The organism is Paenibacillus sp. FSL R10-2788 (assembly GCF_038003885.1).
Taxonomy (GTDB): Bacteria; Bacillota; Bacilli; order Paenibacillales; family Paenibacillaceae; genus Paenibacillus_AQ; species Paenibacillus_AQ odorifer.
In genome coordinates, this window is record NZ_JBBOQA010000001.1 from 6673243 (window position 1) to 6699833 (window position 26591).

Sequence of the window (26591 nt, forward strand, 5' to 3'; positions counted from 1 at the left end):
TTCGATCGCAACCAAAAAAACGCCCCGCCCCCTCATATGAGGAGTTCGGAGCGTTTTCTGTTTATTATTTAACTTCTTCCATGAATACCCTTAGGTTCTCCACGATTTCTTTGGATTTTGAATGATGTAAGTAATGTCCGCCTTCAAATGTCATTACTTTTCCATGCACAGAATCCTTGACTTGCCCTTCATGCAGAGGGATCCAGTCTTTCACAGTAGTATTATTTGCTTGTATAAAGAAGATAATGGGAAGATTCTTGTCGAATTTTAAGCCTCTGGAGGCAACAAAGTTAGGATAAATATGTTCCATTTCATTTAAGGTAGTGGAATTGTTCATATTTTTAAGCGAAATCAATTTCATTTGTTTTTTGGTTTCATCATCAAATGGCAGTCCATCATAAGGGTCACCGCTTAATTGCAAGCCCAATCTTATAATCCCTGAATCTTTAAGCAGCTTTAATTTTTTAATTGGGAATTTAACATCCATACCGCCTTGCTCCGGAACACTACTATCAATACCCACAAAAGCACTCACTTCGTTTGGATATTTCTTCGCATATTCCAATCCGTAAATACCTCCAATCGAGTGGCCCATTAGAATGTATTGGTCAATGTTAAGATTCTGAACGGCTTCATGAATTTCACTAACGATATTCTCTGTGGTTCGTTCTTTTTTCGTTTCATCACTGAGTCCATACCCAAACGGTTCAACCGCCACCACTTTGTAGAATGGTGATAACTCATCAATCAACGGCTTAAAATCAAGTGCTGGTGCTCCTGTTCCAAAGCCTGGTATGAGCACGATCGTCTGTTTACCTTCTCCTTGAATCAAAACATTCATATTTTTCCCGTCAACAGGGACTAACTGACCATAGTGCTGTATTTTTTTCTGGTCTGTTTTGTTGCTGATCACATTAACTGTATAGACAACGGCTAGAAAAAGTACGACCACGATCACTATTGCTCCTAATATTTTGAGCAACAGGTTACGCAGTTTATGTTTTTTCTGTCCATTCCCCGTTTTTTTGTCCGCTTGTTGTGTCACCCTCATCTTCTCCTGTCTTTAATCTGTTTATTAAGCCCTCTTAACATTTCGCTAATGAGATCATAACTAACAAAGATGTACCCCTCATGACGGCAATATGAACTGAAAATGAACAGGTAAAAAAAATGCTACGGCAGCACAAGACAAGAAAACTTGCCTGTACTGCTGTAGCAATGAAAAATGCGGGATGCATTCAAGCCCTCACAAGGCCCCGCCTGGAAGCTAATTACTCTGTCGGCGCTATAATTGGCAGGGTGACAATGATGGTCGTTCCTTGACCGGGTTCGCTTTCCACGCGGATATCCCCTTTATGAAGCGTTACGATCTGTTTAACAATGGCAAGTCCCATCCCGCTGCCACCATATTTACGACTGTGGGATCGATCAGCCTTAAAGAACCGTTCAAATATACGTTGCTGATCCTCAAGTGAAATCCCAATGCCAGTGTCTGTTATCCGAACGGTCACGTTGTTGATATCTTGTTTGAGGCTGACGTTAATTACACTGTTATCCTTAGAGAACTTGATGCTGTTGCCAAGGAGATTGGTCCATACCTGACTTAACAGGTCATAATCAGCCAGTAGGATAATAGGCTTCAGATCAAGGTCGAAGCTGATGTTACGAGCCGCCCATTGCGGCTGAATCGCTACGATTACTCTTCTTATCTGTTCGTCCAGGTTGAATGTAATTAGCCGTAGCTGTTGTGACTGCGATTCTAATAAACTCAGCTTCAGCAGGCTGTCACTCATTTTAGACATCCGCTCTGCTTCAGCGATAATAATATCGAGGTAACGATTTCGCTCTTGTTCTGCAAGATCTACTCGCTTGAGCGCAATCGCATACCCAGATATTGAAGTGAGCGGAGACTGGACCTCATGCGACACATTGGATACAAACTCTTTACGCATCTGCTCAAGCTGCTGCAGATCGTGCATCATTTCTTCAAAGCTGCGAGCCAAGGTACCTAGCTCACCGGTTTGCTTAATATTCAGCTCGACGTTAAAATCACCAGCTGCTATCCGTCTGGTCGCTTTGGTTAGCTTCTTAATAGGTCTGACTAAGAACATCGCGGCTACCAGAATCAAGAGGCTTCCAGCTATCAATGAATAGAGTAAGAAATTTAATACCAAATTCCTTCTGGCAGTGATGGAAGGGGGATTAAGCGTCTCCACAAACATCGCTTTGGTGCCGTCTTCCGTTCTCAACTGCAAGCCTAAGAGAAGCGCAGAAATATTCCTGTTATGAGGTTGATAAACTTCTCCTGCGAGAACTTTTTTTATTTCTTCCATAGTTACAGGGACCGGCTTGTGCCCATTAAGCGTTCCATAAGATTGGAATTTACCCGCTTCATCGAAAATTCGGATGTGGTAGGAATCAAGCTGCTTCATTCCACTTACGAAAGAGTTGGCTCCACGAAATGGGAAGGTCTCGTAAACCCTGACAATATCCTGTCCAAAATGCAATAAGGGAATTCGCGTGTTCTCGTTCAGTTTATCTTCGAATACCCAAGTTGCCACAAACAAAGCAATGATTGTGCCCCCGATTACGGAGGCTAGGAAGGTCAGTACAACGCGTGTATATATGGATCTAATCATTCGTACACCTCAAGCCTGTAGCCAAGTCCACGCACCGTCTCAATACGAAAATCAGGGGTAGTCGCAAAGCGTTCACGCAGGCGTTTAATATGCACGTCAATCGTCCGATCATCTCCAGCATAATCAATTCCCCAAATTTGATCGATCAACTGCTCGCGCGTATAGACTTGTCCGGGTGTCCCAGCAAGCTTGTACAGCAATTCGAACTCCTTGAGGGGTAAGGCAAATGACTCCGTGCCTCTCATCACCTTATAGGTCTGCCGATCAAAGATGACGTTACCAATTTGGATCATCTGCGTGGAGCCGATCCGATATCGTTTCAGCAATGACCTAACACGGACCGTCAGCTCCAACGGATCGAAGGGTTTAGTTAAATAATCATCCGTACCTAATTCGAAGCCCTTCACTTTCTCCCAGGTTTCGCCTCTGGCAGTCAATATAAGTAATGGAAGATCGGGATTAGCTCGGCGGAGCTCCTTACAAAGCATCCAACCATCCATATTTGGCATCATTATATCCAACACGACAAGATCGACATTTGTTCCAGCATATACGGCGAGCGCCTCCTTGCCATCCACAGCTTCAACTGTTTCGAATCCGTCATTGCGGAGAAATAAACAGACAAGCTCGCGAATGTTCGCATCGTCGTCAGCAACCAGTATAGTAGGCATTCGTTTCCTCTTTTCCTGTTGTCCATTCTTACTATTATACTATATTATACTTTCGGCTAAACTGTCGTTTGTCTTGAGGCTACACAATGATCAAACCGAAAAAAGCGTCTAACACGGTTACCCGTATGTAGACGCTCTTAATGTCGAAATTGCTTTAGCTTTAGTCAGCTTACTTCTTATTCATCTTAAACATTAGGAACAGCTCATTATAATGAGCAAGCATCCGTTTGCCAAGGTTGTCGTATACTTCAAGCCGGTCCGTAATTTCAGCAGGTGGATAGAAACGGGTATCCTCAGAAGTTTCCTCAGGAAGCAGCTCCAGCGCAGGAATGTTAGGCGTGGAATAACCTACGTATTCTGCATTCTTAGCAGCAACGTCTGGGCGGAGCATGAAGTTGATGAACTGATGCGCTCCATCCACATTTTTCGCTGTCCGAGGAATAACCATGTTATCAAACCACTTGTTCGAGCCTTCTTCCGGCACTACATAATCCAGCTTATCATTCTCGTCCATGATCTCGGAAGCATCGCCGGACCAGACAATCCCAACCGCAGCTTCTTCATTTGCCAGCAGCATCTTGATCTCATCACCGACAATCGCCTTCACGTTAGGAGACAACTTGTTGAGCTTGGTCAGTGCTTCCTGCAGATGTACCTCATCCTTGTCATTAACGGAATAATGCAGGCTGTTCAAGGCCATGCCCATCACTTCACGGGCTCCGTCCACCAGGAAGATGTTATTATGCAGTCTGCTGTCCCAAAGAGAATCCCAGCTGGTGAAGTCCATGCCTTTAGTCATTTCCGGATTGAAAATAATCCCAACGGTCCCCCAGAAATAAGGCACAGAATATTTGTTACCCGGATCAAACGAAAGGTCCATAAAGCGTGAATCAATATTCTTTAGATTCGAAATCTTGCTATGATCCAGCGGGATGAGCAGATCTTCTTCTTTCATCTTGGCAATGGCATAATCCGAAGGGATTACAACATCAAAGGTAGTTCCCCCCTGCTCAACCTTGGTCAACATAGCTTCATTAGAATCGAAGGTTTGATAAATGACTGTTAAGCCGGTCTCTTTTTCAAATTCCTTCAATAGATCGGGATCAACATAGTCGCCCCAGTTATAGATAGTCAATGTGTTTCCACCTGAATATCCCTCTCTCGAATTCATCCAAGAGCCCAAGTACATGAGCGCAAATGCCGTGATAAGGATCGCCAGAAAAGCATTAATCAGCTGTTTCATCTAGGCACCCCCGCTTCTGCAACAGGCTCCGCCACAGCTTCTGCCGTGTTATGACGATTTTTCTTAAGGGTCAGGAAGTAATAACCAACCACGAGCAGAATGGTGAACAGGAAGATCATTGTCGACAACGCATTGATCGATAGCGACACCCCTTGCCGGGCTCTAGAGTATATCTCAACCGATAACGTCGAATAACCGTTGCCTGTTACGAAGAACGTAACCGCAAAGTCATCCAGTGAATACGTAAGCGCCATAAAAAATCCGCTGAAGATCCCTGGTTTAATAATCGGCAAAATTACTTTTGTCAGCACATCCTTACGGCTTGCCCCAAGATCACGGGCTGCATCCGTCAATGTAGGGCTCATTTCCTGTAGATGCGGCAAAATCATCAATACGGCAATCGGCACGCTGAATGCAACGTGTGAGAGCAGAACAGACGCGAAGCCCAGCTTGATGCCAGCAATGGTGAACAGGATAAGGAACGAAGCACCAATAATGACATCCGGACTGACGATCAGCACGTTATTCAGAGACAGCAAGGTGTTCTTGGCGCGGCGATTCTGCACACTTTTAATGGCCAGCGCACCAATAATAGCGATAAGGGTCGCAATAGCCGAGGATAGCAGCGCGATCACAAGCGTATTGATTACGATGATGATCAGGCGCTTATCTTGGACTACCTCACGGTAGTAATCCAGCGTAAAGCCCTCGAACTTATGCATCGTCCCCCCACTGTTGAACGAATAGTACATTAAATAGAAGATAGGTGCATACAGAACAATGAACACCAGAACTAGGTAGAGGTTAGAGAATCCATTTTTATTTCTCATTCCGCGCCCCTTTCCGCGATCCGCCTGTGATAATCATAAACAGCGCCATGATGGCAATCAGAAACACTGCAACTGTAGAACCCATGCCCCAGTCCTGAGTGACCAGGAAATGCTGCTCAATTGCGGTGCCCAGCGTAATGACCCTGTTGCCTGCAATCAGACGGGTAATCATAAATAGGGACAGCGCCGGTATGAATACTGCCATACAGCCTGAGCGTACTCCCGAAATGGTCAGCGGAAAAATAACACGTCTGAACGTGGTCCAGCCCGAAGCCCCCAAATCACGTGCCGCATCCAGCAAGGATAAATTCAAATCCTCCAAAGCGCTGTATATCGGCAGGATCATAAACGGGATAAAAATATAGACAGATACAAATACAAAGCTGAAGCCCGTAAACAAAATTTGCTGTTCTCCGATTCCAAGCAGATCAAAGAAATTATTGATCGGACCAAATGTACCGAATATCCCTATAAAAGCGTAGGTTTTTAGCAGCAAATTAATCCATGTCGGCAAAATAATCAGCAATAACCACAGCTGCTTATGTTTGGTTCTTGTCAGTAGATAAGCCGCCGGATAAGCAACCAGCAAAGAGAATGCTGTAATCAGAAACGCGTACCAGAACGAGGTCAGCGTCATTTTCAAATATACAGGGGTGAAGAAACTGACGTAATTATCCAGAGTAATATGGCCATCCAAATCAAATAACGAATAGTAGATGACAAGCACTACCGGTGCAATTACAAACAATGCGATCCAGAGGTAATAAGGGATGAGATAGTACGATTTGCCCTTATTCTTCATGACTCTCCACCTCGCCATAAGCTTCCAGACGTCTGTCGAATTCTTCCTCCGTTTCACCGAAACGCATAACATGGATCGCTTCCGGATCAAAATAAAGGCCAATTTCACTGCCTACAGTCGCCTTACGTGTAGAATGCACAAGCCATTCATGCCCGGATTCATCATAACAGCTGATTTCATAATGCACGCCCCGGAACAGCTGGGAATCAACCCGCACACGTAGTTTACCCTGTTCCAGCGTAGAAATTTCCAAATCCTCAGGACGAATAACAATCTCTACGGATTCATTCGGTTTCAGCCCGGCATCGAAACATTCGAAGCGGCGGCCGTTAAACTCCACCAGATAATCCTCGATCATAACTCCCGGCACAATGTTCGATTCGCCAATAAAATCCGCCACAAAACGGTTAATCGGCTCATCGTAAATATCATTAGGAGTGCCACTTTGCTCGATTTTTCCTTTATTCATGACAAAAATCCAGTCGGACATCGCGAGTGCCTCTTCCTGGTCATGGGTTACAAAAATAAAGGTAATCCCTAGCCGCTGCTGCATTTCCCGCAGTATGTACTGCATCTCCGTGCGCAGCTTGAGGTCTAGCGCCGATAGAGGCTCGTCCAGCAATAGAACCTGTGGCTCATTCACAATCGCCCGGGCAATGGCGACCCGCTGGCGCTGACCGCCGGACATTTCGTTAATCGCACGCTGCTCATAACCCACAAGGTTAACGAAGCTTAGCGCTTCCTGTACCTTCTTCGTGATTACGTCCTTCTTAAGCTTCTTAATGCGCAGTCCGAAAGCCACATTCTCGAATACGTTCAGGTGCGGAAACAATGCGTAATCCTGAAATACCGTATTCACCTGCCGCTCATTGGCGGGAATGTGGTTAATTACTTTTCCATTTAAATAGATAGAACCGCTCGTTGGCTCAGCGAACCCGGCGATCAATCGAAGAATAGTTGTTTTACCACAGCCAGATGGACCAAGTAGTGTATAGAATTTGCCGCGCTCTATCTCAAAGCTGACTCCTTTTAACACCGGATCTTCGTCGTCATATTGCTTAGTAACTTCTTCAAATGAAATGATGGTACCTTCCTGAATAGCTATAGCTAACAACCTCCCTTACCTTAGTAATACAATACTATTTTACCCGCATCTTGCGGAGAACAATCGAAATGGGTATGCTCAGCGCTAATAAGCGACAATTTCCCCTCTCCTTCGACGCTCCAATAGATATAGCATATTAGATTGTACCATTATATGCGATAGCTTACATTGTTAAATGCTAAGCATAAACTTAACAAGTTTGTAAAAATTCCAGTCTTCCATGCCCTTTTTGAGGTGCTATAATGAAAACGAACTGAAAAGCCAGTGTGGTTTTCTTATTTTTGCGAAAGAAGATGAATGATAATGAACGAGGGGTTACTAGACCGCCTTGAAAAATATGGATTCTCACTTTACATGATACGAATTACGCTTGCCGCATCACTATCCTGGGTAGCCGTACACAGTTTATATGGTGACCAATATCTATACTTTGCACCGCTTGCAGCCATTCTCATTACTCAAGCCAGTGTGAAGGCATCACTCGAAAAAGGAATCTACCGCCTGATCGGCATTATTATCGGTGGAATTGTCAGCCTGATTGTAGGCCAATTCTTCGATGTAGGTGCATTTTCCATTCTGCTAATTCTGCTCATCGGGATCGGAATTGCCACAGCCTGTCGGATGAATATCCAAGCGGTTTCGCAGGTCGGGGTGACCTCGGTTCTGGCCCTTACCTTTTATCACAATGATTACGTGCTGTGGAGAGTCGCCGAAACCTTTATTGGTGTGCTCATTGCCTTGATCATCAATATGATTATCGTTCCACCAAACAGGTTCGTCAAGGTAAAAGCATTGGCACTCGATGGAAGCCTTCTACTTTCGGATGCATTAAAAGGCCTCGTAGGCATAAGACGAGACTCTTCAAAGGATAATAATATGCTGGAGCAAGCAGGTAAACTGCTGTCTGCCAGCAATCAACAACAGAAGGAAATGTTCTACACCATTGCTCATTATCAGTGTCGTGGTGATCTAAAGGGGCTTATACAAGCCACAGCACATCTAAAGACCATTCATTCCTATGTTAAAGAAATTTCCGACGATATTTGCTTGCTGCCAGCACATCATGCCAATTCTGACTGGATGCTGGAAGTGCTGGAGGCAACAGCCGATTGTATAGCTGTTTATGGTACGAAGACCTTATCCAAGGTTGAATGCCAACGTTCACTTACAGATTGTCTGCATCGTGCCCGCGACTTGCAGGCGGCCAGCTTCTCTGAACTGCAAGGACGGTGCTCGCTGTCATCTGTTCGTGATCTAGGAGCGCTCTTCAGTCACTTAAACCGGGTACTCGAAGAAGTGGAACGTGCTAGTTCTGCTACTTACGTAGTTGCAGCTCGGCCTTCAACAGCTGAAATCACACGCGCTATACGCTTAATTAAAAAAGGACTCTCCCAGAAGCTCTAAGCTTGGGAGTGTCCTTTTTTTATGTTCAATCCCTATTAGACATAATGCCCTTTAGCACGATTGGTTACTACAACCATCCAACAAATTTAACTGACTGATTGTTTGGCAGCACGCCCTATCTTCACATTTACCAGTACAATACTGCTGACAATCAGCAATAATCCGATCACAAGGTTTATGGTAATCTGCTCTTTCAAAAAAACTACGCTGGTTGCTATCGAGATCAGGGGGATCAAGAAGGTGAATGAACCTACTTTTCCTGCTTCTCCTTCGTTAATCAGCTTGAAATAAATTAGCCAGCCCAGAGCAATAACAAAGATTGCGATAAACAAGGTATCCACAATAAAGGTTCCACTCCATGTGATATCCGACCATTTCTCCGTAGCTGATCCCGAAAGTAGCAGAATGATGCCACCGATCGTGATTTGCATAGCCGTCATCCACAGCATATCCACACGTACAGCATTCCGTTTCATATATATTGTTCCTAATGCCCAGCTTAAGGCACTGGCTAGAGCCAGCACAATTCCCCATATGGAGATACTCCCATTAATTCCACCGATACTAAGAGAGGCTACCCCGAGAAAACCAAGCAGCAAACCAGCCATTTTAAGCCCGTACATGCTCTCACCTAACCACAGCCAAGAAAAAATACCTAACAATACAGGCTGCAAAAATACAATCGATGAGAACAATCCCGCCGGAACATACTGCAAGCCAATCGTCTGAAATCCATAATAAAACACAATACTAAGGACCGCCGAGATCAGATAGATCGGCCAGAGCTGCTTGAAGCGAAGCTCCTTCACCTTGGGCAGTGCAATTAGAATCAGAATAATACCGCCTACGACGGTTCGAATACCTGCAAATAATAGAGGTGGAGCGTAGTCTAAGGCGATTTTGGATATAGGCCAATTAATGCCCCATACAATCACCAAAAAAATAAGAAGGATCATACTTTTCTTCTGCTGATTCATTTGTTCACTTCCTTGGTGTAGATTCATCACAAATGATACAATAAACAAGAGCATAAATGAAATGAATAATAATCATAAGGGGCATATCATATTTGTTATGAACAATACTCAAATTCGTTTATTCGTCAAAATCGCCGAAAGCGGCAGCTTTACTAAAGCTGGTGTAGAACTGAATATGACCCAGCCTGCGGTCAGCCGGGCGATCTCGTCCCTCGAAGCCGAATTAGACGTGAAGCTCTTGCTTCGAGATCGGCGTAATGGCCTGATGCTTACGGATATCGGCAAACGTATTCTTGTTATTTTCCGTGAAATTCTAATGGGCTTTGATAAGGTCAATCAGGAGATTTATGCAGAGAGAGGTCTTGAAAAAGGGAGTATCCGCATTGGGGCTTTTCCTGTGGCATCTGCTCATTTTCTACCGAAGATTATTAGCTCTATCACTAGAAGATATCCAAACATTACGATTAGCCTACAGGAGGGCTCTATCGCTGAAGTCAGAGAATGGCTGGATTCAAAAGAAATTGATGTTGGCTTATTGCTCGCTCCCAGTGCAGAATTCGAAACCATTCCATTATATAGAGAGAAATTGTTTGCCGTTTTTAGAGATGACCATCCCCTGCAAAAGCGATCCATTGTATGTGTGCAAGAATTAGCGAACGAGCCCATGTTGATTTGCAAAGCAGGATATGAACCGCCTGTTGTAGAGCTATTCCGCAGAAGTAATAGCCATCTGAATGTAAAATATGTGGTTAATAACTTTGCAACAGCTCTTAATATGGTTCAGGAGGGGCTGGCGATCGGCGTGATGTCTGAACTGTCCTTGTTATCTCTGCCTCCAAATGTGGTTACCCGTGAGCTGCAGCCGGATGCTTATAGAGATATCCAAATTGCGGTCAGCTCGCTTGCCGACACTTCAATTGCTGTAAGGCTCTTCATTGAGACAGCGCTGGATCTTTTCACTCAAAAATAAATGGATTAATGAATAGATGATAAGGAGTGCTGAGGATGAACTTTAAAAGACTAGGAAATAGCGGATTACAGGTATCCGCATTAGGACTGGGAACGAACGCTTTCGGCAAACGTGCGGATCAAGAGACCTCCATTCAGATTGTACATGCTGCGCTTGATCATGGAATTAATTTCATAGACACTGCTAATATTTACGCTGGCTCAGAATCCGAGCGAATCATTGGTCTGGCCTTGGAAGGTAGGAGACAGGAGGCTGTTCTCGCAACTAAAGCAGGTTTAGTTAAAAATGAGGGTCCCAACGGCAGCGGCTCCTCCCGTCGCCATTTGCTGCAGGAGCTTGAAGATAGCCTTCGCCGCCTAAAGACGGACTATATCGATCTATACCAGATTCATACCTTTGATCCCTATACGCCGCTTGAAGAAACCTTACGAACCTTGGACGATATGGTATCCTCGGGCAAAATCCGTTATATCGGGGCCTCCAACTATACAGCATGGCAATTAATGAAGGCGATTGGGATTAGTGAAGCACGCAACTTCACCAAGTACATTTCAATTCAGTGCAGCTACTCCTTAGCAGACCGGACACCGGAGAATGAGCTTCTTTCGCTCTGCCTGGATCAAGGGGTAGGGATCATTCCTTACTTTCCACTAGCTGGCGGAATTCTCACAGGCAAATATAATACAAGCGATTCAGCCCCATCAGGGTCCAGAGCACATACCGATCCTAATTTCAAAAGATTCCTTGATGATGACCGGATCAAGCTCGGAAGCCAAGTGAGCCAAATTGCTGAGAAAATGGAAACCTCACCTACTGCGCTCTCCTTAGCTTGGCTTATGAATCGGCCTGCCGTCTCGACGGTTATTGTCGGGGCTACACGTGTGGAACAGCTGGAACAAAATTTGCTTAGTACCTCGCTTGTACTTAATGAAGAAACTTCGGCCAAGCTGGAGGAAGCCAGCGATTCCTTCCGGTATGGCGAGCCGTTCGCCTTTTACCGACTCCCATAGAGTCTCGTGCTCTAACTTCTTACAAGGATGGAGGAAAGATTAATGACAACCTATACAGCTGACAGCATTCAAGGGATGCTTGAAGAGCATAAGGATTTTTTTAATAGCGGCGTAACTAAGGAGGTTTCTTTTCGTCTCCAGCAGCTGCTCAAGCTTAAGAATATTATTAAACAATACGAAGGACGAATCATCACCGCACTACAACAGGATTTAGGAAAAGGTGAGTTCGAAGCCTATGCCACAGAAATCGGCTTTACGCTGGACAGTATCGGCTACATGATGAAACATCTCAAGCGTTGGGCGAAGCCTGTAAAGGTTAGATCCCCGCTGCACTTATTTCCTGCAAAAAGTTATATTTTAAGTGAGCCTTACGGCACAACGCTCATTATTGGCCCGTTTAATTATCCATTTCAGTTGCTAATTGAGCCCCTGATCGGCGCCATTGCCGCTGGTAACTGCGCTGTCCTCAAGCCATCTGAGAGCACACCTGCCATCTCGTCCGTGGTTGAGCAGCTTATTCAGGAGACCTTCGAGCCGCAGTATATCCGCGTAATTCAGGGTGAAAAAGAGACCACTAATTTACTGATCCACGCCAAATTTGATTATATTTTCTTTACGGGCAGTGTGCCTGTCGGCAAAATCGTAATGGAAGCGGCAGCGAAAAATTTAGTGCCTGTAACCTTGGAGCTTGGCGGGAAAAGTCCGGTTATTGTTGATAAGACCGCTAATCTTGATGTTGCAGCGAAACGGATTGTCTGGGGCAAGCTGCTGAACGCGGGCCAAACCTGTATCGCACCGGATTATCTGTTGGTCCACAAGGATATTGCCAAAGAATTGATCACCAAAATCAAACATCACATCACTGAGTTCTACGGTCAGGATGCACAGCCTAATACAGATTACGGCCGGATCGTGAATGATCGCCAGCTGCAAAGACTTGCCGACCTCATTGCGCGTGATCAAAACAAGTTGATTATGGGCGGCACCATCGTACCAGAAGAACGTTATATTGAGCCAACTCTAATCTATCCTGCTACTTGGACGGATGCTGCTATGGAAGATGAGATCTTCGGTCCGATCCTCCCAATATTGGAATATCATCAATTGGATGAGGCCATTCAGAGCATTAATGAACACCCAAAGCCACTGGCACTATACCTATTCACGGAGGATAAGAGTGTAGAACAAGAGGTGCTGTCCCGGGTCTCATTCGGGGGAGGGTGTATCAATGATACGATCTCACATGTGGCGAGCACTTATCTTCCGTTTGGTGGAGTAGGAAACTCTGGAATCGGGGGTTATCACGGGAAGTATAGCTTTGAGGTCTTCTCCCATCGTAAAAGCATCGTCAAGCGAGGAACACGGATCGACCTCGGAATCGTGTATCCTCCTTATGGCAATAAAGTGAAGCTGGTTCGAAAAGTAATGAAATAAACAAAGCAGCAAACCTCCCATGATCGGGAGGTTTGCTGCTTATCAGGGTAACTACGCAAACAGCTCTAACAATTTCTCAACACTTATCTCAGCGGTGGAAGCCAGACATAGATCCGCTGTCTCGGTCACGAGCGCCACTCCAGCTCCCACTGACTTCATACCAGCAGCATTAATTGCGGCTATTCCCTCCTCGGTATCCTCAATCGCCACGCAGCAGTCTGGGGATATGCCCAGCATCTCTGCAACCTGCAAGTGAATCTCTGGATCTGGCTTGCTTCTACGCAAGTTCCCAGGGTCAGCCACCGCCTGAAACCAATGCCCGATCTGCAAGCGTTCGAGAATCAGCAGCGCATTCTCATTAACTGAGGCCAGTCCGATAGCGATCCCTCTTTGCTGTAAATCGGACAACACGCTGTGGATACCCGGATACAGCTCAGCAGGCGTCATTTGCTGAACAAGCTGTCTGTACTTCTCGTTCTTTTTGTTGCAGAGCATTCCCTTTACCGGTTGCGGCAAATTCAGTCCACTACTCTCCAGAATGACTTCTAAAGATTCCATTCGACTTAGGCCCTTGAGACTCTTATGCTTCTCTCGATCAAAAGAAAGTGCAAGCTCATCCGCCAGATCCTTCCAAGCCTCATAATGATACTCTCCAGTATCAGTAATTATCCCGTCCAGCTCGAAAATAACAGCTTCAAGCTGCTTCACATTCGAAAGCCTCAGCGGCTTCTGCGCAGACAACTGTATAAGGTTTCCCTTATGCATAATCTCAAGCTCTTCGCCCTCCAGCAGCGTATAGATCACTTCTGTATCACTCACAAAAATATCCAATAGCTGTCCAGCACTTGTTATTTTAAACCGATAGCTCTCCCACTGCGCTGGCACACTAGGATTAAATGATAACATCCCGCCGCATAAGCGCATGCCACCAAAACCATTCACAATCGACAGCCAGGAGCCTGCCATATCAGCAGTATGCAGCCCATCCTTGACGTTGCGGTTGATGTCATCCAAGTCCATCCGTACCGTGCGGTCAAAATAGGAATAGGCTCCCGTCAAATCACCAATCTCAGCAGATATTATACTGTGAATGCACGGTGACAATGAAGAATCATGCGTCGTCAGCGGCTCATAATAATTATAATTCCGGATCTTATCCGCCAAGCTGAATTGGTCACCCAGCAGAAACATCGCCATTACCAAGTCCGCCTGTTTCAACACCTGATGCCGGTAAATTACCAGCGGATGGTAGTTGAGCAGCAGCGGATATTTATCGGCTGGTGTATGCTCGAAATCCCATTTTTTCTTGGAGAGAAACGTGTCGTCTTGAGCATAAATGCCAAGTCCCTCATCAAAGGGGATAAACATTTTGTCCGCCGCTTCCAGCCACACTAATGTCTCATGCCCAGTCAGACCGATTTTTTGCTTCAGGCGTTCAAAATGCTCCGGATACTGTTTAGACAATATCCCTGCCATCTCGTGTGCATAATAAAGCTGATCCTGGACCATAAAGTTGGTGTATGCATTATTGTTGACAATAGCTGTATATTCATCAGGACCCGTTACTGCATCAATACAAAAGGCACCGCCCCTAGCCGGATTAAAGTACCCCAAGTCCAACCAAAAGCGGGAAGTTTCGAATAAAATTTCCGCTCCCTTCGTAACCAAAAAATCATAATCTCCGGTAGCCAGTACATACTGCTTGATGGCATACGCAATATCCGCATTAATATGCATTTGCGCCGTGCCTGCCGGGAAATACGCAGAGTTCTCTGCCCCGTCTATAGTCCGCCAAGGGAACAAGGCACCCTTCTGCGACATTACCGCTGCACGCTCCCGTGCTTTGTCTAACGTGGCATAACGAAATTCGAGCAGCTTTCGGCTAATCTCCGGCTGTGTGAACGTAAAGAAGGGCAGCATATACATTTCGGTATCCCAGAAATAGTGCCCTTCGTATCCTTCACCCGTTAATCCCTTGGCCCCAATATTCGTAACCCCGTCACGGCCTACGGATTGAAGCAGTTGAAAAGCATTAAAGCGAATCCCCTGCTGAAGCGCAAGATCACCATGAATCTCCACATCCGTATGTGCCCAGTATCGATCCAGATAAGCCTGCTGTTCCTGGGCAAGCGCTTCAAACCCGCTATGGTCTGCTAAGTGTAATATTTCAGTACTTCTACTGAGTAGTTCGTCTTCCGGATAATCTTTAGAGGTATGGTAAGAGATATATTTGGTTAGTGAGACGCTTTCCCCACGCTCCACCGGGACGACAAACTGCATGGATAATTTCTGCCCCTCATGCTGCACGGTCCTTTTATCCTCAGATCTTGAATCGAGCTTATGACTTACCCCTGTTAATAAGGCAAACTGGGTATGCCGCGTCCGCTGCTTCATCCATAAGAAGGACTGTCCCGGTTCATGACCGGTATCCTTCAGGAGCAGACTGGGCTCCTTGCCTCCCGAGCCCAATCTGGGATCATCCGTTACCTTAGGTTTTTGGATCTTGCCGTCGATGGATGAAGTGAAGGTAAGCACTCCGCTGAAATTCAGTGCTTTAACCTCATAATCTATCGCCGCCAGATGTTTGTGCTGCAAAGTCACCATCCGCCGGATATGAAGCTGTACCCGGTGACCAGCTGGAGATTCCCATTCTACCTGCCGGTGCAGAACCCCGCTTCGCATATCCAGCTTTCGTTCATAATGGTGCACTTGCCCACTGTTTAACTGAAAGGTCTGCCCTTCAATACTCAGTTCAATAATCTTGGCATCTGTTACGTTCAGCATCGCTTGATTGCGGGATGGATATCCGTAGGCTCCTTCTGGATATACAATGGGCTCCGAATCAAAAAAACCATTCAAATAATTGCCTGTTACAGACGAGCCTGAGCTGCCGTGGTAACCTTCTTCGAAATTACCGCGCATGCCAATATATCCATTGCCAAGAGCAAAAATACTCTCGTTTCTTTGATTGTTCTCTTCACTATAAGCTTCCTCATCAAGACTCCACTCCCGGTAAGGATATACCGCCGCCGGATGTACGTATGGTTTCATCTTCATCTCTCTAAGCTCCCCCTGATCACAGTTTCATTCGGGTTCTAAATCATTAACCTTTCACCGACCCACCCATAAGCCCTCTGACGAAATACTTTTGCAGCAGGAAAAAAATAGCGAGCGGCATCAACATGGAGATAAATGCAGCCGAAGTAAGTAAATGCCAATCGTTGCCTCGTGAGCCTACTAAATCGGCAATTTTCATCGACATGACTTGCACAGACGGTTGATTGCCGATAAAAATCAATGAGACTAAATAGTCATTCCACACCCATAGGAATTGGAAGATCCCGATAGAAGCCAGTGCTGGCACTGATAGAGGCAGAATTAGCCTGCTGAATATAGTGAAATGACTTGCCCCATCCATGAAAGCCGATTCGAACAAATCCTTCGGCAATTGACTGATAAAGTTGTACATAAAGTACGTAACCAGCGGTAATCCAAAAGCCGTATGCGCCAGCCAAATTCCCAGATAACTTCCGTTTAGCCCAAGTGCGGTATAATCCTTAAGCACTGGAATAAGCGCAACCTGTATTGGAATGACGAGCATTGCAATAATGATGACAAAAAGGATTTTGCGCCCAGGAAACCGCAGCCAGGCAAAAGCATATGCAGCAAAAGAAGCGATCAACACCGGAATAACCGTTGCTGGAACAGCGATCGTTAGCGTATTCCAGAAGGCCTGTGACAATCCGGAGCCTTTTTGCACCGTTTCACTGCCATCAGCCTGTTTCAGCTTGTATTCCTTACCGGAAAGCACATTATTATAGTTATCCAGCGTGAGATCCGGTGTCATCTTCCAACCTTGTATCTGTTCATTTACGGTACGTGCTCTACGATTCTCCCACATAAGCCGGCTGCCATCAGCCTTCACGCCAGCCTTCAGCTCATCATCTGTATAAGTTTTACCGTTCACCTCAATTGGCTCCCGAAGATCCACGTCCTTGGATAGCTGAATCGTCTCTCCAGCCTTCCACTCCTGATGGGGAAAAGCTTTCCACCATCCAGTCTGCAGAATGTCAGCAGCCGGACGGAAGGAGGAAATAAATAGCCCAAGAGTCGGAAGCAGCCAAATAAAACAGATCACACCCAGCACGATATTTACAATCGTTTTGCTGCCTTTTCTCTTCTTTTTGCCAGCCATTAGAATCCCCCCTGCTTACGGAACTGACGTAGATTGATTATGATTACAGGCAGCACCGCGATCAGTAGAACAATAGCCAGCGTGGAGCCGTAGCCGAAATTACGGTACATAAAGAATTGCCGGTAGAACTGTGTAGCAACAACCTCTGTATCGTATTGACCTCCTGTCATCACCATGACGACGTCAAATATTTTCAACGTAAAGACGATAATGGTCGTTGTCACTGTCAGAATGGTTGATGAAATATATGGAATCATGATTCCAAAGAAAATCTTCACCTCATTTGCTCCATCCACTCGTGCAGCTTCCAAAATGTCGTCAGGAACCCCTTTGATTGCCGCCGAGAAAATCACCATTGCAAATCCAGTCTGCATCCAGATCAAAATGATAATGAGGAAAAAGTTATTCCACGGCTGAAGCATACTCGTCCAGGCTTGGGGTTCTCCCCCAAAATAAGTAACGATTGCGTTCAACAGCCCGATTTGTTCGTCACCCGGTTGATAGTAATATACGAATTTCCAAATGACCCCTGCCGCTACAAAGGAAATAGCCATCGGCATAAAGATGATCGATTTGGCAATTTTCTCATAGCTGCTGCGATCGGCAAGAATAGCAATTAAGAGCCCGAATGCTACACAGGCCAGCGTACCGACGAATACCCAAAGTAAATTGTTACGCAATGCCGTTGCCATCAGATGATCGCTAAAGATCGCTGCATAATTGCTCAGGCCCACAAATTTTTCTGAAGAAGCATTAAAAAAGCTCAAATATAATGTTCGTAGTGCAGGCAGGACCAGTAACCAGCCCAGAATAATCACTGCCGGACCAATAAAGATATAAGGCAGCACCTTTCGCCGGATATGATCAGGGTACTGCTCAACCGCCCAAGTCAGCGTATAGTAAATCAGATAAACACCTAGAACTCCCCAGAGGACAGCCAGAACCGCTGTTAGCAGCGGATTTAATGTGGAATCCCGGAAGAATAAAAAGATTGCGCCGTTAACAACAATATTCGCTAACAACACTACTAGGGACAGCATTACCGCCTTCAGGCTGACGGTTGGCCTAGCTTGTGGTTGTGTTGGCATTTGTGGCTGTGGCTGTGATTGTGCACCCATATTAGCTCCAGCTCCTCCTATAAGTTTTGCGGAGCAAAACTCTTATCATAAGCATCGAACTCACTAGTTAGAAAACAAAAAGAGGGGCAGACAATCCTCTTTTCCCACTGCCCCTCTTTTTACTGTGCGCTTTAAATATTAGGTTAGTTGTTCCAGCCGGACTGGATTTGTTCCAAGGCTTGATCCAGTGTCGCTGTACCGCTCACATAGTCGGTCATCCCTTTCCAGAAGGTTCCTGCACCCACTTTACCTGGCATCAAATCAGAGCCATCAAAACGCAGTGTGGAAGCATCTTGAACCAACTTCGCCATCCGGCGATCGGATTCAGAGGTATACCAATCAAGGGAAGCATCATTCATAGGAGCAATTACGCCGCCAGATTGTACCCAGCTCTTAATCGACTCTCCAGTGGTGAAGAACTCCATGACTGCACGAACCTCTGGACGATCGTTGAACATAGCGTAAATATCACCTGCAACCAGCACTGGTTTACCATATTGCGCATCAATTGGCGGCAAGTAGAACCAATCATAATCCTGATCAACCTTTGCCGTTTCAGGGAAGAAGCTTGTAATAAAGTTACCAAGCATATTAAACCAGGCTTTAGGCGGATCAGTGAACATTGGCGCTGGGGCATCCCCGAAGGATGTCGTCACGATGGACTTAGCGCCACCGTAAACATAATCCTTGTTGAGCCAAATTTTAGACATGATTTCAACAGCATTTTTTACTTCTGGTGAAGTAAATGGCAGTTCACCTTTTACCCATTTATCGTAGTTCTCAGGCGTAGTCGTACGAAGCATTATATTTTCGACCCAGTCTGTTGCTGGCCAACCCGTTGCAGCACCGCTCTCAATGCCAATAGCCCAGGCAGGATCGCCATCCTTAGCAATTTGTTCCGTCAGCGCCATCAGCTCATCCCAAGTTTCAGGAACCTTGTAGCCTGCATCATCAAATTGTTTCTTTGGATACCATACCAAGCTTTTTACATTACTGCGGTTCCAAATCCCCGCCATGATCTTCCCGTCTTTTCCGTCCATCGTAGACATATCGAGCCAGCTCTTGTTGTAATTAGCCGTCAATTTATCTTGATCCAGCACGCTGGTCAAATCGATAACCTTGCCCGTCTTAGCAATCGACGCCAGCAGTCCCGGCTGCGGGAAGTCAGCGATATCAGGAGCATTACCGCCGTCCACACGAATATTTATTGTAGCTTCGAACTCCTTGGAGCCCTCGTATTGAATATCGATCCCTGTCTTCTCTTCAAATTCTTTAATGCTGCTCTCAAATTTCACTTGGTCAGCATCTACGAAGGGGCCAAACATTGTTACTTTAGTCCCTTTATATTCACCTTTCATCGCTAAATCTAACGGGGAACCCGAAGGTTCTGCACTAGGTGTGTTTGTCGCTTTCTCGGTGTTATCTGCTGTTGGGCTGACTGTTGCCGCCGGTGGATCTGTAGGCGCCGCATTATTGTTGCCTCCGCCGCATGCGCTCAGCGTCATTGTGAAGGATAAACACAGTACTAAAGCCAACGACTTTTTACGTCCTGAGATCTTCTTCATCTTTTGTACATCCCCTTTAATGGTTATAGAGATAACATCTTATTCAATCATCCGGGCACCCTGGCATGTATTAGCAGCTTGTAGCAGATCACCTCCTTGCAAAGCTTTTCAGAAGACAGGTAAATATCCTAAAATCAAACTCCATCACAAATGTAATTTAATAATAGCGCTTACATTTTTTATATTATCATAATTAATAACCGTTTCCAATCGGAAAATGAGATGTTTTTCATAAGAATTCATACTATTTTCTATCCTAACATTTAAATTTTAATTAAGACCGATACATAGCTCTGAAAAGCTTTTCAGAAGAAGGTCACAAAAATAAAGGGCCTTTATTTTTCCCGCGTGGATTCCCGCACAATCAGCTTATGCTCCATCTTTTCATTCAATACCTGGACACCACCTGTTGTGAGCAATTCATGCAGCATCTCCGCCGCCCGATAACCTAACTCATAAATCGGCTGTGCAATTGTGGTCAGCTTTGGAATGAACATACTCGACATTCGCAAATTATCAAATCCAATCACAGATACCTGCCCCGGAACTAGAATATTACGATCCTTCAGATAAGAAATCGTCCCCATTGCAAATTCGTCAGCAACACAGAAAACGGCAGTCAGCTCGGGATAATCAGTAAACAACTCATGCGCCGCTTGATAAGCGTGTTCGAACCGGTGATTGGCATACTTGCTCTTCACAATATTCTGTTGTAGTCCAAACTCTGTTAACGCTCTTACAAAACCCTCATAACGAGGCGGGCCGGATACGGAGTTATCATGGTTAAAACCAATCATGCCAATGTCCTTATGCCCTAAATCAATCAGAAACTTTACCGCATCGTAAGCCGCCTGTTCATCATCTACCTCCACAGATGGAATGTCGTACTCATCAGAATGCGAGGATACCAACACAAAAGGAATTCTACAACCGACTAATTTGTCATGTGTCTCAGGATAAAGGACATCACTGGCGAACACGATCCCATCCACCTGCTTCTCATGGAAGTTATCAATGTAAGACAACATCCGTTCTTTGTCGCGGTCCGTATTGCAGATCATTAAACTGTATCCAAGCTTGATGCATGCATCCTGCATTCCCCGAATAACCCCTGCGAAATACAGGTTCTCAATATCCGGAATCAGCAGGCCCAGTGTAAAAGACTTCTTGTAGATCAGGCCCCGTGCAAACGCATTTGGTTGATATTGCAAACGTTCTACAGCCTCCATCACTCGATTCCGTTTGCTCTCTACGACCGTATTCGGTGCATTCATAACACGCGATACGGTGCTGATCGACACCTCCGCCATTCTGGCAACATCTCTTATGGTTGGCTTCATAACGATAACTTCCTTTTTTTCAGGTAACTTTTCGATGTGATTATAGCAAGCCCGTTAAGAAATAACAACAGATTTTTTAAAGCGCTTACATTTTATTTAAAAGACATACTTATTCCTTATCTAATCATTACAAAGTGCGTATAACTTACTTAAAGTGTGTATATAGTTTTATTACATGGTATACTAGGCGAGTAGCATTATTCGCAGCTACAAATACTGCTCTAGACTATCTGAGCGTTTATTATAGGAGGGATTACATTGAAGCAACAGCGCGATATTCGATTCTCCGTACTGGACTTAGCCTCTATTGTGGAGGGTGGCACAGCGGCAGACTCTTTTCATAACTCTTTAGCTTTAGCTCAACATGCTGAGGAATGGGGCTATCACCGGTATTGGTTTGCTGAGCATCACAACATGATTGGTGTTGCCAGTTCTGCTACCTCACTCTTAATTGGCCACATTGCTGGCGGCACAAAAAGCATACGCGTAGGCTCTGGAGGCATCATGTTGTCCAACCACGCACCACTTGTCATTGCTGAACAATTCGGGACCCTCGAATCCCTATATCCAGGACGGATTGATTTAGGACTGGGCAGAGCCCCGGGATCGGATCAACCGGCTTCCCGTGCGCTACGCCGTGGTCTCGGAAGCGACGGCAGTGACTTCCCCGAGCAGTTAAGTGAGCTCAGAGCCTACTTCGATCCTGCAGGTGCAGGATCACGACCGGCCGGAGTTCGTGCGGTTCCCGGTGAAGGCTTGAATATCCCCATCTGGCTGCTGGGCTCCAGCGGTTTTAGTGCTCAGCTGGCAGGAAAACTAGGTTTACCTTTTGCTTTCGCCAGCCATTTCGCACCAGAGTATTTACTACAGGCCTTACACATCTATCATAGCAATTTCCGTCCTTCAGCAGCACTAGACAAGCCTTATGTGATGGTCGGAGTTGGCATTACAGCGGCCGATACTGTGAATGAGGCAAGACGACTGGCTACCTCGCAGCAGCAGCAATTCCTTAATATCATCCGCGGACGTACGGGGAAGTTACAACCACCGGTTGATAGTATGGAGGGGCTATGGACGATGCAAGAAAAAGCAGCCATGCTTGAGAAGCAGCGTTACTCTTTCGCTGGTGATAAAGCAGCAATTAAAGAACGGCTTCAAGAAATTCTGCAAGAGACACAGGCCGATGAATTGATTGTTTCTGGTGGAATTTATGATCATAACGCTCGTCTACGCTCTTATGAGATTGTAGCCGAAGCTATGAAGGAAATCTAATTTATCATCATAATTAAGGCAAGACGATAGGTCTGGTATCGGGGTTTGAGCCCTATTCCAGATGTATGTCTTGCCTTTTTATTTTGCATTCATAATCGTTCTCAATAAAACACAATTAAAACAATGAATTATATAAAAATAAAGAGTTAAATAGAGAAAACTGCTGTAAATCCATTGATATAACTGATATTTGATCAAATATGATGAATTTTCTTCTAATATCCCATTTTTGTTTAGATATTATTTTGATTATACTTTAGTTATTCGCTATAACGAACGAATTGACGGTAGATCTCTACCCTCTCCTTCCGCTTTCACGGAGATTCCTGCATGCGCACAAAAAAAGTGGTTCTGTGAGATACTACTTATTTCGACAATGTTTGATGGAAAATACGATTAGAAAAGAAGAATTTGCCGGAAGCCCGCAAATGATGTCTACAAAATTTAATATGGGGTTCAGGAGAAAGGAGCGAGTAAAGTGAAGAAGAAATATCGCTCGGCTTTCATAGCTGCTTATATCCTGACTATTCTAGCAGGAGTCATCTGGCATGCTGGCGGAGTTAGTGCGCAAGATACCATTAAGCTTACGGTGAATTCGCATACGACGAGCACAGCCACCATGAACAATATGCAGCCTGGTGATGAAACGAACTCAGAATACACAATTATTAATGCAGGTAGTGAGGGCTTTAATTACTATGTGGACTTCAAATTCATCTCTGGAGACGCAGAATTATACGATATTCTCCAAATGACACTCGAAAAAGAGGGAGTAATCATCTATTCAGGGGTGATGAGCGAGGCTGCCGGAAGAGTTACCATCGGTTCACTTGCCGGGGGAGAACAAAGTGTAATCCAAATGGATGTAATTTTCCCGTGGGAAGCAGGGAACGAATATCAAGGTAAAACCACAACTGTAGCCTTTGAGTTCTCCGCTTCTGGAGGACCGGAGCCATCCGCTGAACCTAGTCCTTCACCGACAGCAACGGCCACAGCTCAGCCTACACCTGAGCCAACACCGACAGCGACTACTACGCCTACAATAGAGCCAACTTCGACACCTACTGCCACGGCTACAGTTACACCTGAAGCTTCGCCGACAGCAACAGCATCACCAACCACGACACCGACAGATTCACCGACAACTACCGCTTCACCAACTGCAACGGCAGTCGCCACACCAGGGCAATCAACGACACCAACACCATCGCCAACACCTACAGCTTCAACAGTAGTAGATGAAATTAGTGTTACTGAAGCGCCGATCCCACTGGGTGGAGGCGATAATGAGCCAACAGCATCACCAAGTGCTGGCAGCCAAACTAGCAGCGCAACACCGCAGCCAAGCAATGAAATCGCCCTGCCTGATGATGAGCTTCCACTGGGAGCACCAGAGGTTGGCAACAAGCTTCCGAATACCGCTGAGCCTTGGTATAACTTGATTCTTGCCAGCTTAGCCATTGCGGTACTCAGCGTGATTATCATGCGCAGATTGAAATCGAAGAAATAACCACATTTTGCAGCATAAGTCTGGAGGTGAGAGAGTATGAAGGAGCGTAATGGTGTCTTGCTAGCCGTGAAGCTAATCTTCATACTCTCTTTAGTTGTGTTGATTTACTCGGTTGTACAGGTGGTCAAAGCACCGATCGAAGCTAAACAGGCTTTAAATGATTGGGCAAAAAAGAGGGAGGAAACAGTCGCCCACTCCCGTTCTGCCGAAGAAACCCCTCTTCCCTTGGGAATGGTCAGTTCAGCCAAGGAACAGCCGCCCCCCGCTCATTCCTATACAGAAGGTGAAATCATAGGAGAGATTCGTTTCCCCAAATTAAACAAAAAGATCGCAGTGCTAGAAGGCACGGAAAGCCCCGAGCTAAAAAAGGGAGCCGGACATTATAAAGGCAGCGCAGCTATCGGTGCCACCGGCAATAGTGTGCTCGCAGGCCACCGCGATACAGTGTTCCGTAATCTGGGAGAACTCGTGGCTGGAGATCTTATCGAGCTGGAAAGTACGGACGGGACTTTTACCTATGAAGTAACAGGCAGCACAATTGTTGACGGGGACGAACGTGGTGCTATAAAGCCAAGTGATAAGGCCATCCTCACGTTGATTACCTGTTATCCCTTTTCATATGTGGGATCTGCACCGGACCGTTATTTACTTTCAGCGAAGTTAGTGAAACAAGAAATATTACCGCATTAAACCTAAATATTACCTCAATCTTCTTCCTCAGGGATGAGACCTTATATGGAAAGTGATACTATATATATACAATAGTAAAGAGGAGATGACCCAAGGTGAAGAAAGAGGTTGTAGAACGGTTTATTTCGTATGCACAAATGGATACCCAATCGAATGAAGATAATGAGACTTGCCCATCCACTCCGGGACAGATGGTTCTGGCCCACAAGCTGGTTGAAGAGCTTAAGGAAATCGGCATGGAGGAAGTTCAGGTGGACGAGCATGGCTATGTTATGGCGACACTCCCTGCGAATACGGACAAGGATGTTCCGACCATTGGTTTTTTAGCCCATTTGGATACGGCGACTGATTTTACCGGAACGAATGTGAAGCCACAGATTATCGAGAACTATGATGGTCAAGATATTCTTTTGAATAAAGAGCTGAATGTTGTATTGTCCACAGCGAGCTTTCCGGAGCTGGCGGAATACAAAGGCCACACCTTAATTACAACTGATGGCACGACCCTGCTTGGCGCAGATAATAAAGCCGGTATTGCTGAGATTATGACCGCCATGCATTACCTCATTCAACATTCAGAAATCAAACACGGCAAAATTAGAGTTGCCTTCACACCAGACGAAGAAATCGGCCGCGGGCCTCATAAATTTGACGTAGCCGCTTTTAATGCTTCCTATGCTTACACTGTAGACGGAGGTCCACTCGGAGAATTAGAGTATGAAAGCTTTAATGCTGCGTCTGCTAAAATCTCAGTCTACGGCGTTAATGTTCACCCTGGTACTGCAAAAGGAAAGATGATTCATTCCGCCAAAATCGCCATGGCACTTCATCTCAGACTCCCTGCTGAGGAAGCGCCCGAATATACAGACGGTTATGATGGCTTTTATCACCTAAGCTCTATAGAAGGCACACCTGAATTCAGCAAGCTGCAATATATCATCCGCGACTTCGACCGTGAGAAATTCGAGGCACGTAAAGCTTATCTCTCAGCTGTCGTAGAAGAATTCAAAAGCATCCATGGCGAAGAGAACATCGTGCTTGAAATGAAGGACCAATATTACAATATGCGCGAAAAAATCGAGCCTGTGCGTCATATCGTCGATATTGCCCATGAGGCGATGGAGAACCTTAACATCACACCGATCATCCGCCCGATTCGCGGAGGTACAGATGGCTCGCAGCTTTCCTACATGGGCTTGCCGACACCTAATATTTTCACCGGAGGCGAGAATTTCCATGGCAAATTCGAATATGCGTCTGCGGACAATATGGTAAAAGCGGTAAATGTTATCGTGGAGATTGCTAAGCTATTCGAACAGAAAGCCTAAAGCATTATCCGCATCACTCCTTTAAAACACCAAAAATCCCTGTAGAGGCCGATCCAGACCTCTCAGGGATTATTAATGTTCTTAGACTATTCGATTAGCATCTTTCTTCCGGCGGCGTGTCCTTCCAGATCACGTTTTCTCCGTAATTTTTACCCCAATCGTACATCAATCGAAGGACGGGAAGCAGACTTTGGCCGTATGAAGTCAGGGAATACTCTACTTTTGGTGGAACCTCAGCGTACACTTTTCTTAGAACCAACTGGTCCTCTTCAAGCTCGCGAAGCTGATTGGTCAACATTTTTTGCGTGATATGAGGAATTAGCTTTTTCAGCTCGCTGAACCGCTTTGTCCCTTCAAGCCCAAGATGCCAGAGGATAATCAGCTTCCATTTCCCTCCGATCACCGCAAGCGTTAATTCCTTCTCACAGTTAATTCCCTTCAAGTTTATGCGATCTTTAATCTCGGTTGCCATTCCTAAAGTGCCTCCT

General features: G+C 45.5%; 22 protein-coding genes. 8 read left to right on the forward strand and 14 right to left on the reverse strand.

The annotated features are described in order from the left end of the window. Positions 1 to 64 precede the first annotated feature (64 nt). The 7 genes from NSQ50_RS29635 to NSQ50_RS29665 all read right to left on the reverse strand — a co-directional run bounded on the left by NSQ50_RS29635 (position 65) and on the right by NSQ50_RS29665 (position 7284). Entirely contained in the window at positions 65 to 1045 is a 981-nt protein-coding gene (locus NSQ50_RS29635) for an alpha/beta hydrolase (protein WP_076105062.1), read from the reverse strand. Between the two features lie 226 nt (positions 1046 to 1271). After that, positions 1272 to 2639 carry a sensor histidine kinase gene (locus NSQ50_RS29640; RefSeq protein WP_076222370.1) on the reverse strand — a complete coding sequence of 456 codons (1368 nt, stop codon included), beginning with the start codon at positions 2637 to 2639 and terminating at the stop codon, positions 1272 to 1274. Further along, the gene (locus NSQ50_RS29645) at positions 2636 to 3310 is read right to left on the reverse strand and encodes a response regulator transcription factor (RefSeq protein WP_076099715.1); all 675 of its coding nucleotides are present in this window, start codon (positions 3308 to 3310) and stop codon (positions 2636 to 2638) included. Before NSQ50_RS29645 ends, NSQ50_RS29640 begins: the two co-directional genes overlap by 4 nt. 169 nt (positions 3311 to 3479) lie before the next feature. Then, positions 3480 to 4553: an ABC transporter substrate-binding protein gene (locus NSQ50_RS29650; RefSeq protein WP_076099716.1), complete on the reverse strand. Its 1074-nt coding sequence runs from the start codon at positions 4551 to 4553 to the stop codon at positions 3480 to 3482. Continuing rightward, positions 4550 to 5383 carry an ABC transporter permease gene (locus NSQ50_RS29655; protein ID WP_076099717.1) on the reverse strand — a complete coding sequence of 278 codons (834 nt, stop codon included), beginning with the start codon at positions 5381 to 5383 and terminating at the stop codon, positions 4550 to 4552. Before NSQ50_RS29655 ends, NSQ50_RS29650 begins: the two co-directional genes overlap by 4 nt. Then, positions 5373 to 6185: an ABC transporter permease gene (locus NSQ50_RS29660; protein ID WP_036682096.1), complete on the reverse strand. Its 813-nt coding sequence runs from the start codon at positions 6183 to 6185 to the stop codon at positions 5373 to 5375. The genes NSQ50_RS29655 and NSQ50_RS29660 overlap by 11 nt, the downstream gene beginning before the upstream one ends. Further along, a complete protein-coding gene (locus tag NSQ50_RS29665) occupies positions 6175 to 7284 on the reverse strand; it encodes an ABC transporter ATP-binding protein (RefSeq protein ID WP_036682445.1) in 1110 nt (369 codons plus the stop codon). The genes NSQ50_RS29660 and NSQ50_RS29665 overlap by 11 nt, the downstream gene beginning before the upstream one ends. A 303-nt stretch (positions 7285 to 7587) precedes the next feature. Between NSQ50_RS29665 and NSQ50_RS29670 the strand changes: the two genes are divergently transcribed. Further along, positions 7588 to 8694, forward strand: a complete 1107-nt coding sequence (locus NSQ50_RS29670; protein ID WP_081384297.1) for an FUSC family protein — start codon at positions 7588 to 7590, stop codon at positions 8692 to 8694. An 86-nt stretch (positions 8695 to 8780) separates the two neighbouring features. On the opposite strand, the gene NSQ50_RS29675 is transcribed toward NSQ50_RS29670, so the two are convergent. Next, positions 8781 to 9671: a DMT family transporter gene (locus NSQ50_RS29675; protein WP_036682097.1), complete on the reverse strand. Its 891-nt coding sequence runs from the start codon at positions 9669 to 9671 to the stop codon at positions 8781 to 8783. Between the two features lie 97 nt (positions 9672 to 9768). Here NSQ50_RS29675 and NSQ50_RS29680 point away from each other — a divergent pair, with 97 nt between their 5' ends. Genes NSQ50_RS29680 through NSQ50_RS29690 form a run of 3 tightly spaced genes read left to right on the forward strand, consistent with a single transcriptional unit; the run spans position 9769 to position 13085 of the window. Then, positions 9769 to 10641, forward strand: coding sequence for a LysR family transcriptional regulator (locus tag NSQ50_RS29680; protein WP_076222435.1), 873 nt, complete (start codon positions 9769 to 9771; stop codon positions 10639 to 10641). A gap of 35 nt (positions 10642 to 10676) precedes the next feature. Beyond that, the gene (locus tag NSQ50_RS29685) at positions 10677 to 11651 is read left to right on the forward strand and encodes an aldo/keto reductase (protein ID WP_076222371.1); all 975 of its coding nucleotides are present in this window, start codon (positions 10677 to 10679) and stop codon (positions 11649 to 11651) included. A gap of 42 nt (positions 11652 to 11693) precedes the next feature. Then, a complete protein-coding gene (locus NSQ50_RS29690) occupies positions 11694 to 13085 on the forward strand; it encodes an aldehyde dehydrogenase (protein WP_036682101.1) in 1392 nt (463 codons plus the stop codon). A 51-nt stretch (positions 13086 to 13136) separates the two neighbouring features. Here the strand turns inward: NSQ50_RS29690 and pgmB are convergent, their stop codons facing one another. From pgmB to NSQ50_RS29715, 5 genes are all read right to left on the reverse strand, one after another. Next, positions 13137 to 16142, reverse strand: coding sequence for a beta-phosphoglucomutase (pgmB, locus tag NSQ50_RS29695; RefSeq protein ID WP_081386818.1), 3006 nt, complete (start codon positions 16140 to 16142; stop codon positions 13137 to 13139). A gap of 46 nt (positions 16143 to 16188) precedes the next feature. Beyond that, positions 16189 to 17280 carry a carbohydrate ABC transporter permease gene (locus NSQ50_RS29700; protein ID WP_038573741.1) on the reverse strand — a complete coding sequence of 364 codons (1092 nt, stop codon included), beginning with the start codon at positions 17278 to 17280 and terminating at the stop codon, positions 16189 to 16191. Continuing rightward, on the reverse strand, positions 17280 to 18398 hold the full coding sequence (locus NSQ50_RS29705; RefSeq protein WP_232061475.1) for a carbohydrate ABC transporter permease: 1119 nt from the start codon (positions 18396 to 18398) through the stop codon (positions 17280 to 17282). Before NSQ50_RS29705 ends, NSQ50_RS29700 begins: the two co-directional genes overlap by 1 nt. Before the next feature lie 143 nt (positions 18399 to 18541). Next, positions 18542 to 19963 carry an ABC transporter substrate-binding protein gene (locus NSQ50_RS29710; RefSeq protein WP_036682109.1) on the reverse strand — a complete coding sequence of 474 codons (1422 nt, stop codon included), beginning with the start codon at positions 19961 to 19963 and terminating at the stop codon, positions 18542 to 18544. A gap of 335 nt (positions 19964 to 20298) precedes the next feature. Continuing rightward, a complete protein-coding gene (locus NSQ50_RS29715) occupies positions 20299 to 21303 on the reverse strand; it encodes a LacI family DNA-binding transcriptional regulator (RefSeq protein WP_036682112.1) in 1005 nt (334 codons plus the stop codon). Positions 21304 to 21561: 258 nt separating this feature from the next. Here NSQ50_RS29715 and NSQ50_RS29720 point away from each other — a divergent pair, with 258 nt between their 5' ends. The 4 genes from NSQ50_RS29720 to pepT all read left to right on the forward strand — a co-directional run bounded on the left by NSQ50_RS29720 (position 21562) and on the right by pepT (position 26103). Further along, the gene (locus NSQ50_RS29720; RefSeq protein WP_080742657.1) at positions 21562 to 22575 is read left to right on the forward strand and encodes an LLM class flavin-dependent oxidoreductase; all 1014 of its coding nucleotides are present in this window, start codon (positions 21562 to 21564) and stop codon (positions 22573 to 22575) included. Positions 22576 to 23053: 478 nt separating this feature from the next. Beyond that, positions 23054 to 24085 carry a hypothetical protein gene (locus NSQ50_RS29725; RefSeq protein WP_076222372.1) on the forward strand — a complete coding sequence of 344 codons (1032 nt, stop codon included), beginning with the start codon at positions 23054 to 23056 and terminating at the stop codon, positions 24083 to 24085. Positions 24086 to 24121: 36 nt separating this feature from the next. Beyond that, a complete protein-coding gene (locus NSQ50_RS29730) occupies positions 24122 to 24775 on the forward strand; it encodes a sortase (protein WP_051491225.1) in 654 nt (217 codons plus the stop codon). Between the two features lie 95 nt (positions 24776 to 24870). After that, on the forward strand, positions 24871 to 26103 hold the full coding sequence (gene pepT, locus NSQ50_RS29735; protein ID WP_036682119.1) for a peptidase T: 1233 nt from the start codon (positions 24871 to 24873) through the stop codon (positions 26101 to 26103). 94 nt (positions 26104 to 26197) lie between these two features. Here the strand turns inward: pepT and NSQ50_RS29740 are convergent, their stop codons facing one another. Continuing rightward, positions 26198 to 26575 carry a winged helix-turn-helix transcriptional regulator gene (locus NSQ50_RS29740; protein WP_076222373.1) on the reverse strand — a complete coding sequence of 126 codons (378 nt, stop codon included), beginning with the start codon at positions 26573 to 26575 and terminating at the stop codon, positions 26198 to 26200. Positions 26576 to 26591: the final 16 nt, after the last annotated feature.

Coding starts and splice junctions, on each gene's coding strand:
- NSQ50_RS29685 (WP_076222371.1), top strand. CDS start 10,677: ATGAACTTTAAAAGACTAGGAAATAGCGGATTACAGGTATCCGCATTA.
- NSQ50_RS29680 (WP_076222435.1), top strand. CDS start 9,769: ATGAACAATACTCAAATTCGTTTATTCGTCAAAATCGCCGAAAGCGGC.
- NSQ50_RS29730 (WP_051491225.1), top strand. CDS start 24,122: ATGAAGGAGCGTAATGGTGTCTTGCTAGCCGTGAAGCTAATCTTCATA.
- NSQ50_RS29645 (WP_076099715.1), bottom strand. CDS start 3,310: ATGCCTACTATACTGGTTGCTGACGACGATGCGAACATTCGCGAGCTT.
- NSQ50_RS29715 (WP_036682112.1), bottom strand. CDS start 21,303: ATGAAGCCAACCATAAGAGATGTTGCCAGAATGGCGGAGGTGTCGATC.
- NSQ50_RS29740 (WP_076222373.1), bottom strand. CDS start 26,575: ATGGCAACCGAGATTAAAGATCGCATAAACTTGAAGGGAATTAACTGT.
- NSQ50_RS29690 (WP_036682101.1), top strand. CDS start 11,694: ATGACAACCTATACAGCTGACAGCATTCAAGGGATGCTTGAAGAGCAT.
- NSQ50_RS29670 (WP_081384297.1), top strand. CDS start 7,588: ATGATAATGAACGAGGGGTTACTAGACCGCCTTGAAAAATATGGATTC.
- NSQ50_RS29700 (WP_038573741.1), bottom strand. CDS start 17,280: ATGGCTGGCAAAAAGAAGAGAAAAGGCAGCAAAACGATTGTAAATATC.
- NSQ50_RS29650 (WP_076099716.1), bottom strand. CDS start 4,553: ATGAAACAGCTGATTAATGCTTTTCTGGCGATCCTTATCACGGCATTT.
- NSQ50_RS29710 (WP_036682109.1), bottom strand. CDS start 19,963: ATGAAGAAGATCTCAGGACGTAAAAAGTCGTTGGCTTTAGTACTGTGT.
- NSQ50_RS29675 (WP_036682097.1), bottom strand. CDS start 9,671: ATGAATCAGCAGAAGAAAAGTATGATCCTTCTTATTTTTTTGGTGATT.
- NSQ50_RS29655 (WP_076099717.1), bottom strand. CDS start 5,383: ATGAGAAATAAAAATGGATTCTCTAACCTCTACCTAGTTCTGGTGTTC.
- NSQ50_RS29705 (WP_232061475.1), bottom strand. CDS start 18,398: ATGGGTGCACAATCACAGCCACAGCCACAAATGCCAACACAACCACAA.
- NSQ50_RS29640 (WP_076222370.1), bottom strand. CDS start 2,639: ATGATTAGATCCATATATACACGCGTTGTACTGACCTTCCTAGCCTCC.
- NSQ50_RS29660 (WP_036682096.1), bottom strand. CDS start 6,185: ATGAAGAATAAGGGCAAATCGTACTATCTCATCCCTTATTACCTCTGG.
- pgmB (WP_081386818.1), bottom strand. CDS start 16,142: ATGAAGATGAAACCATACGTACATCCGGCGGCGGTATATCCTTACCGG.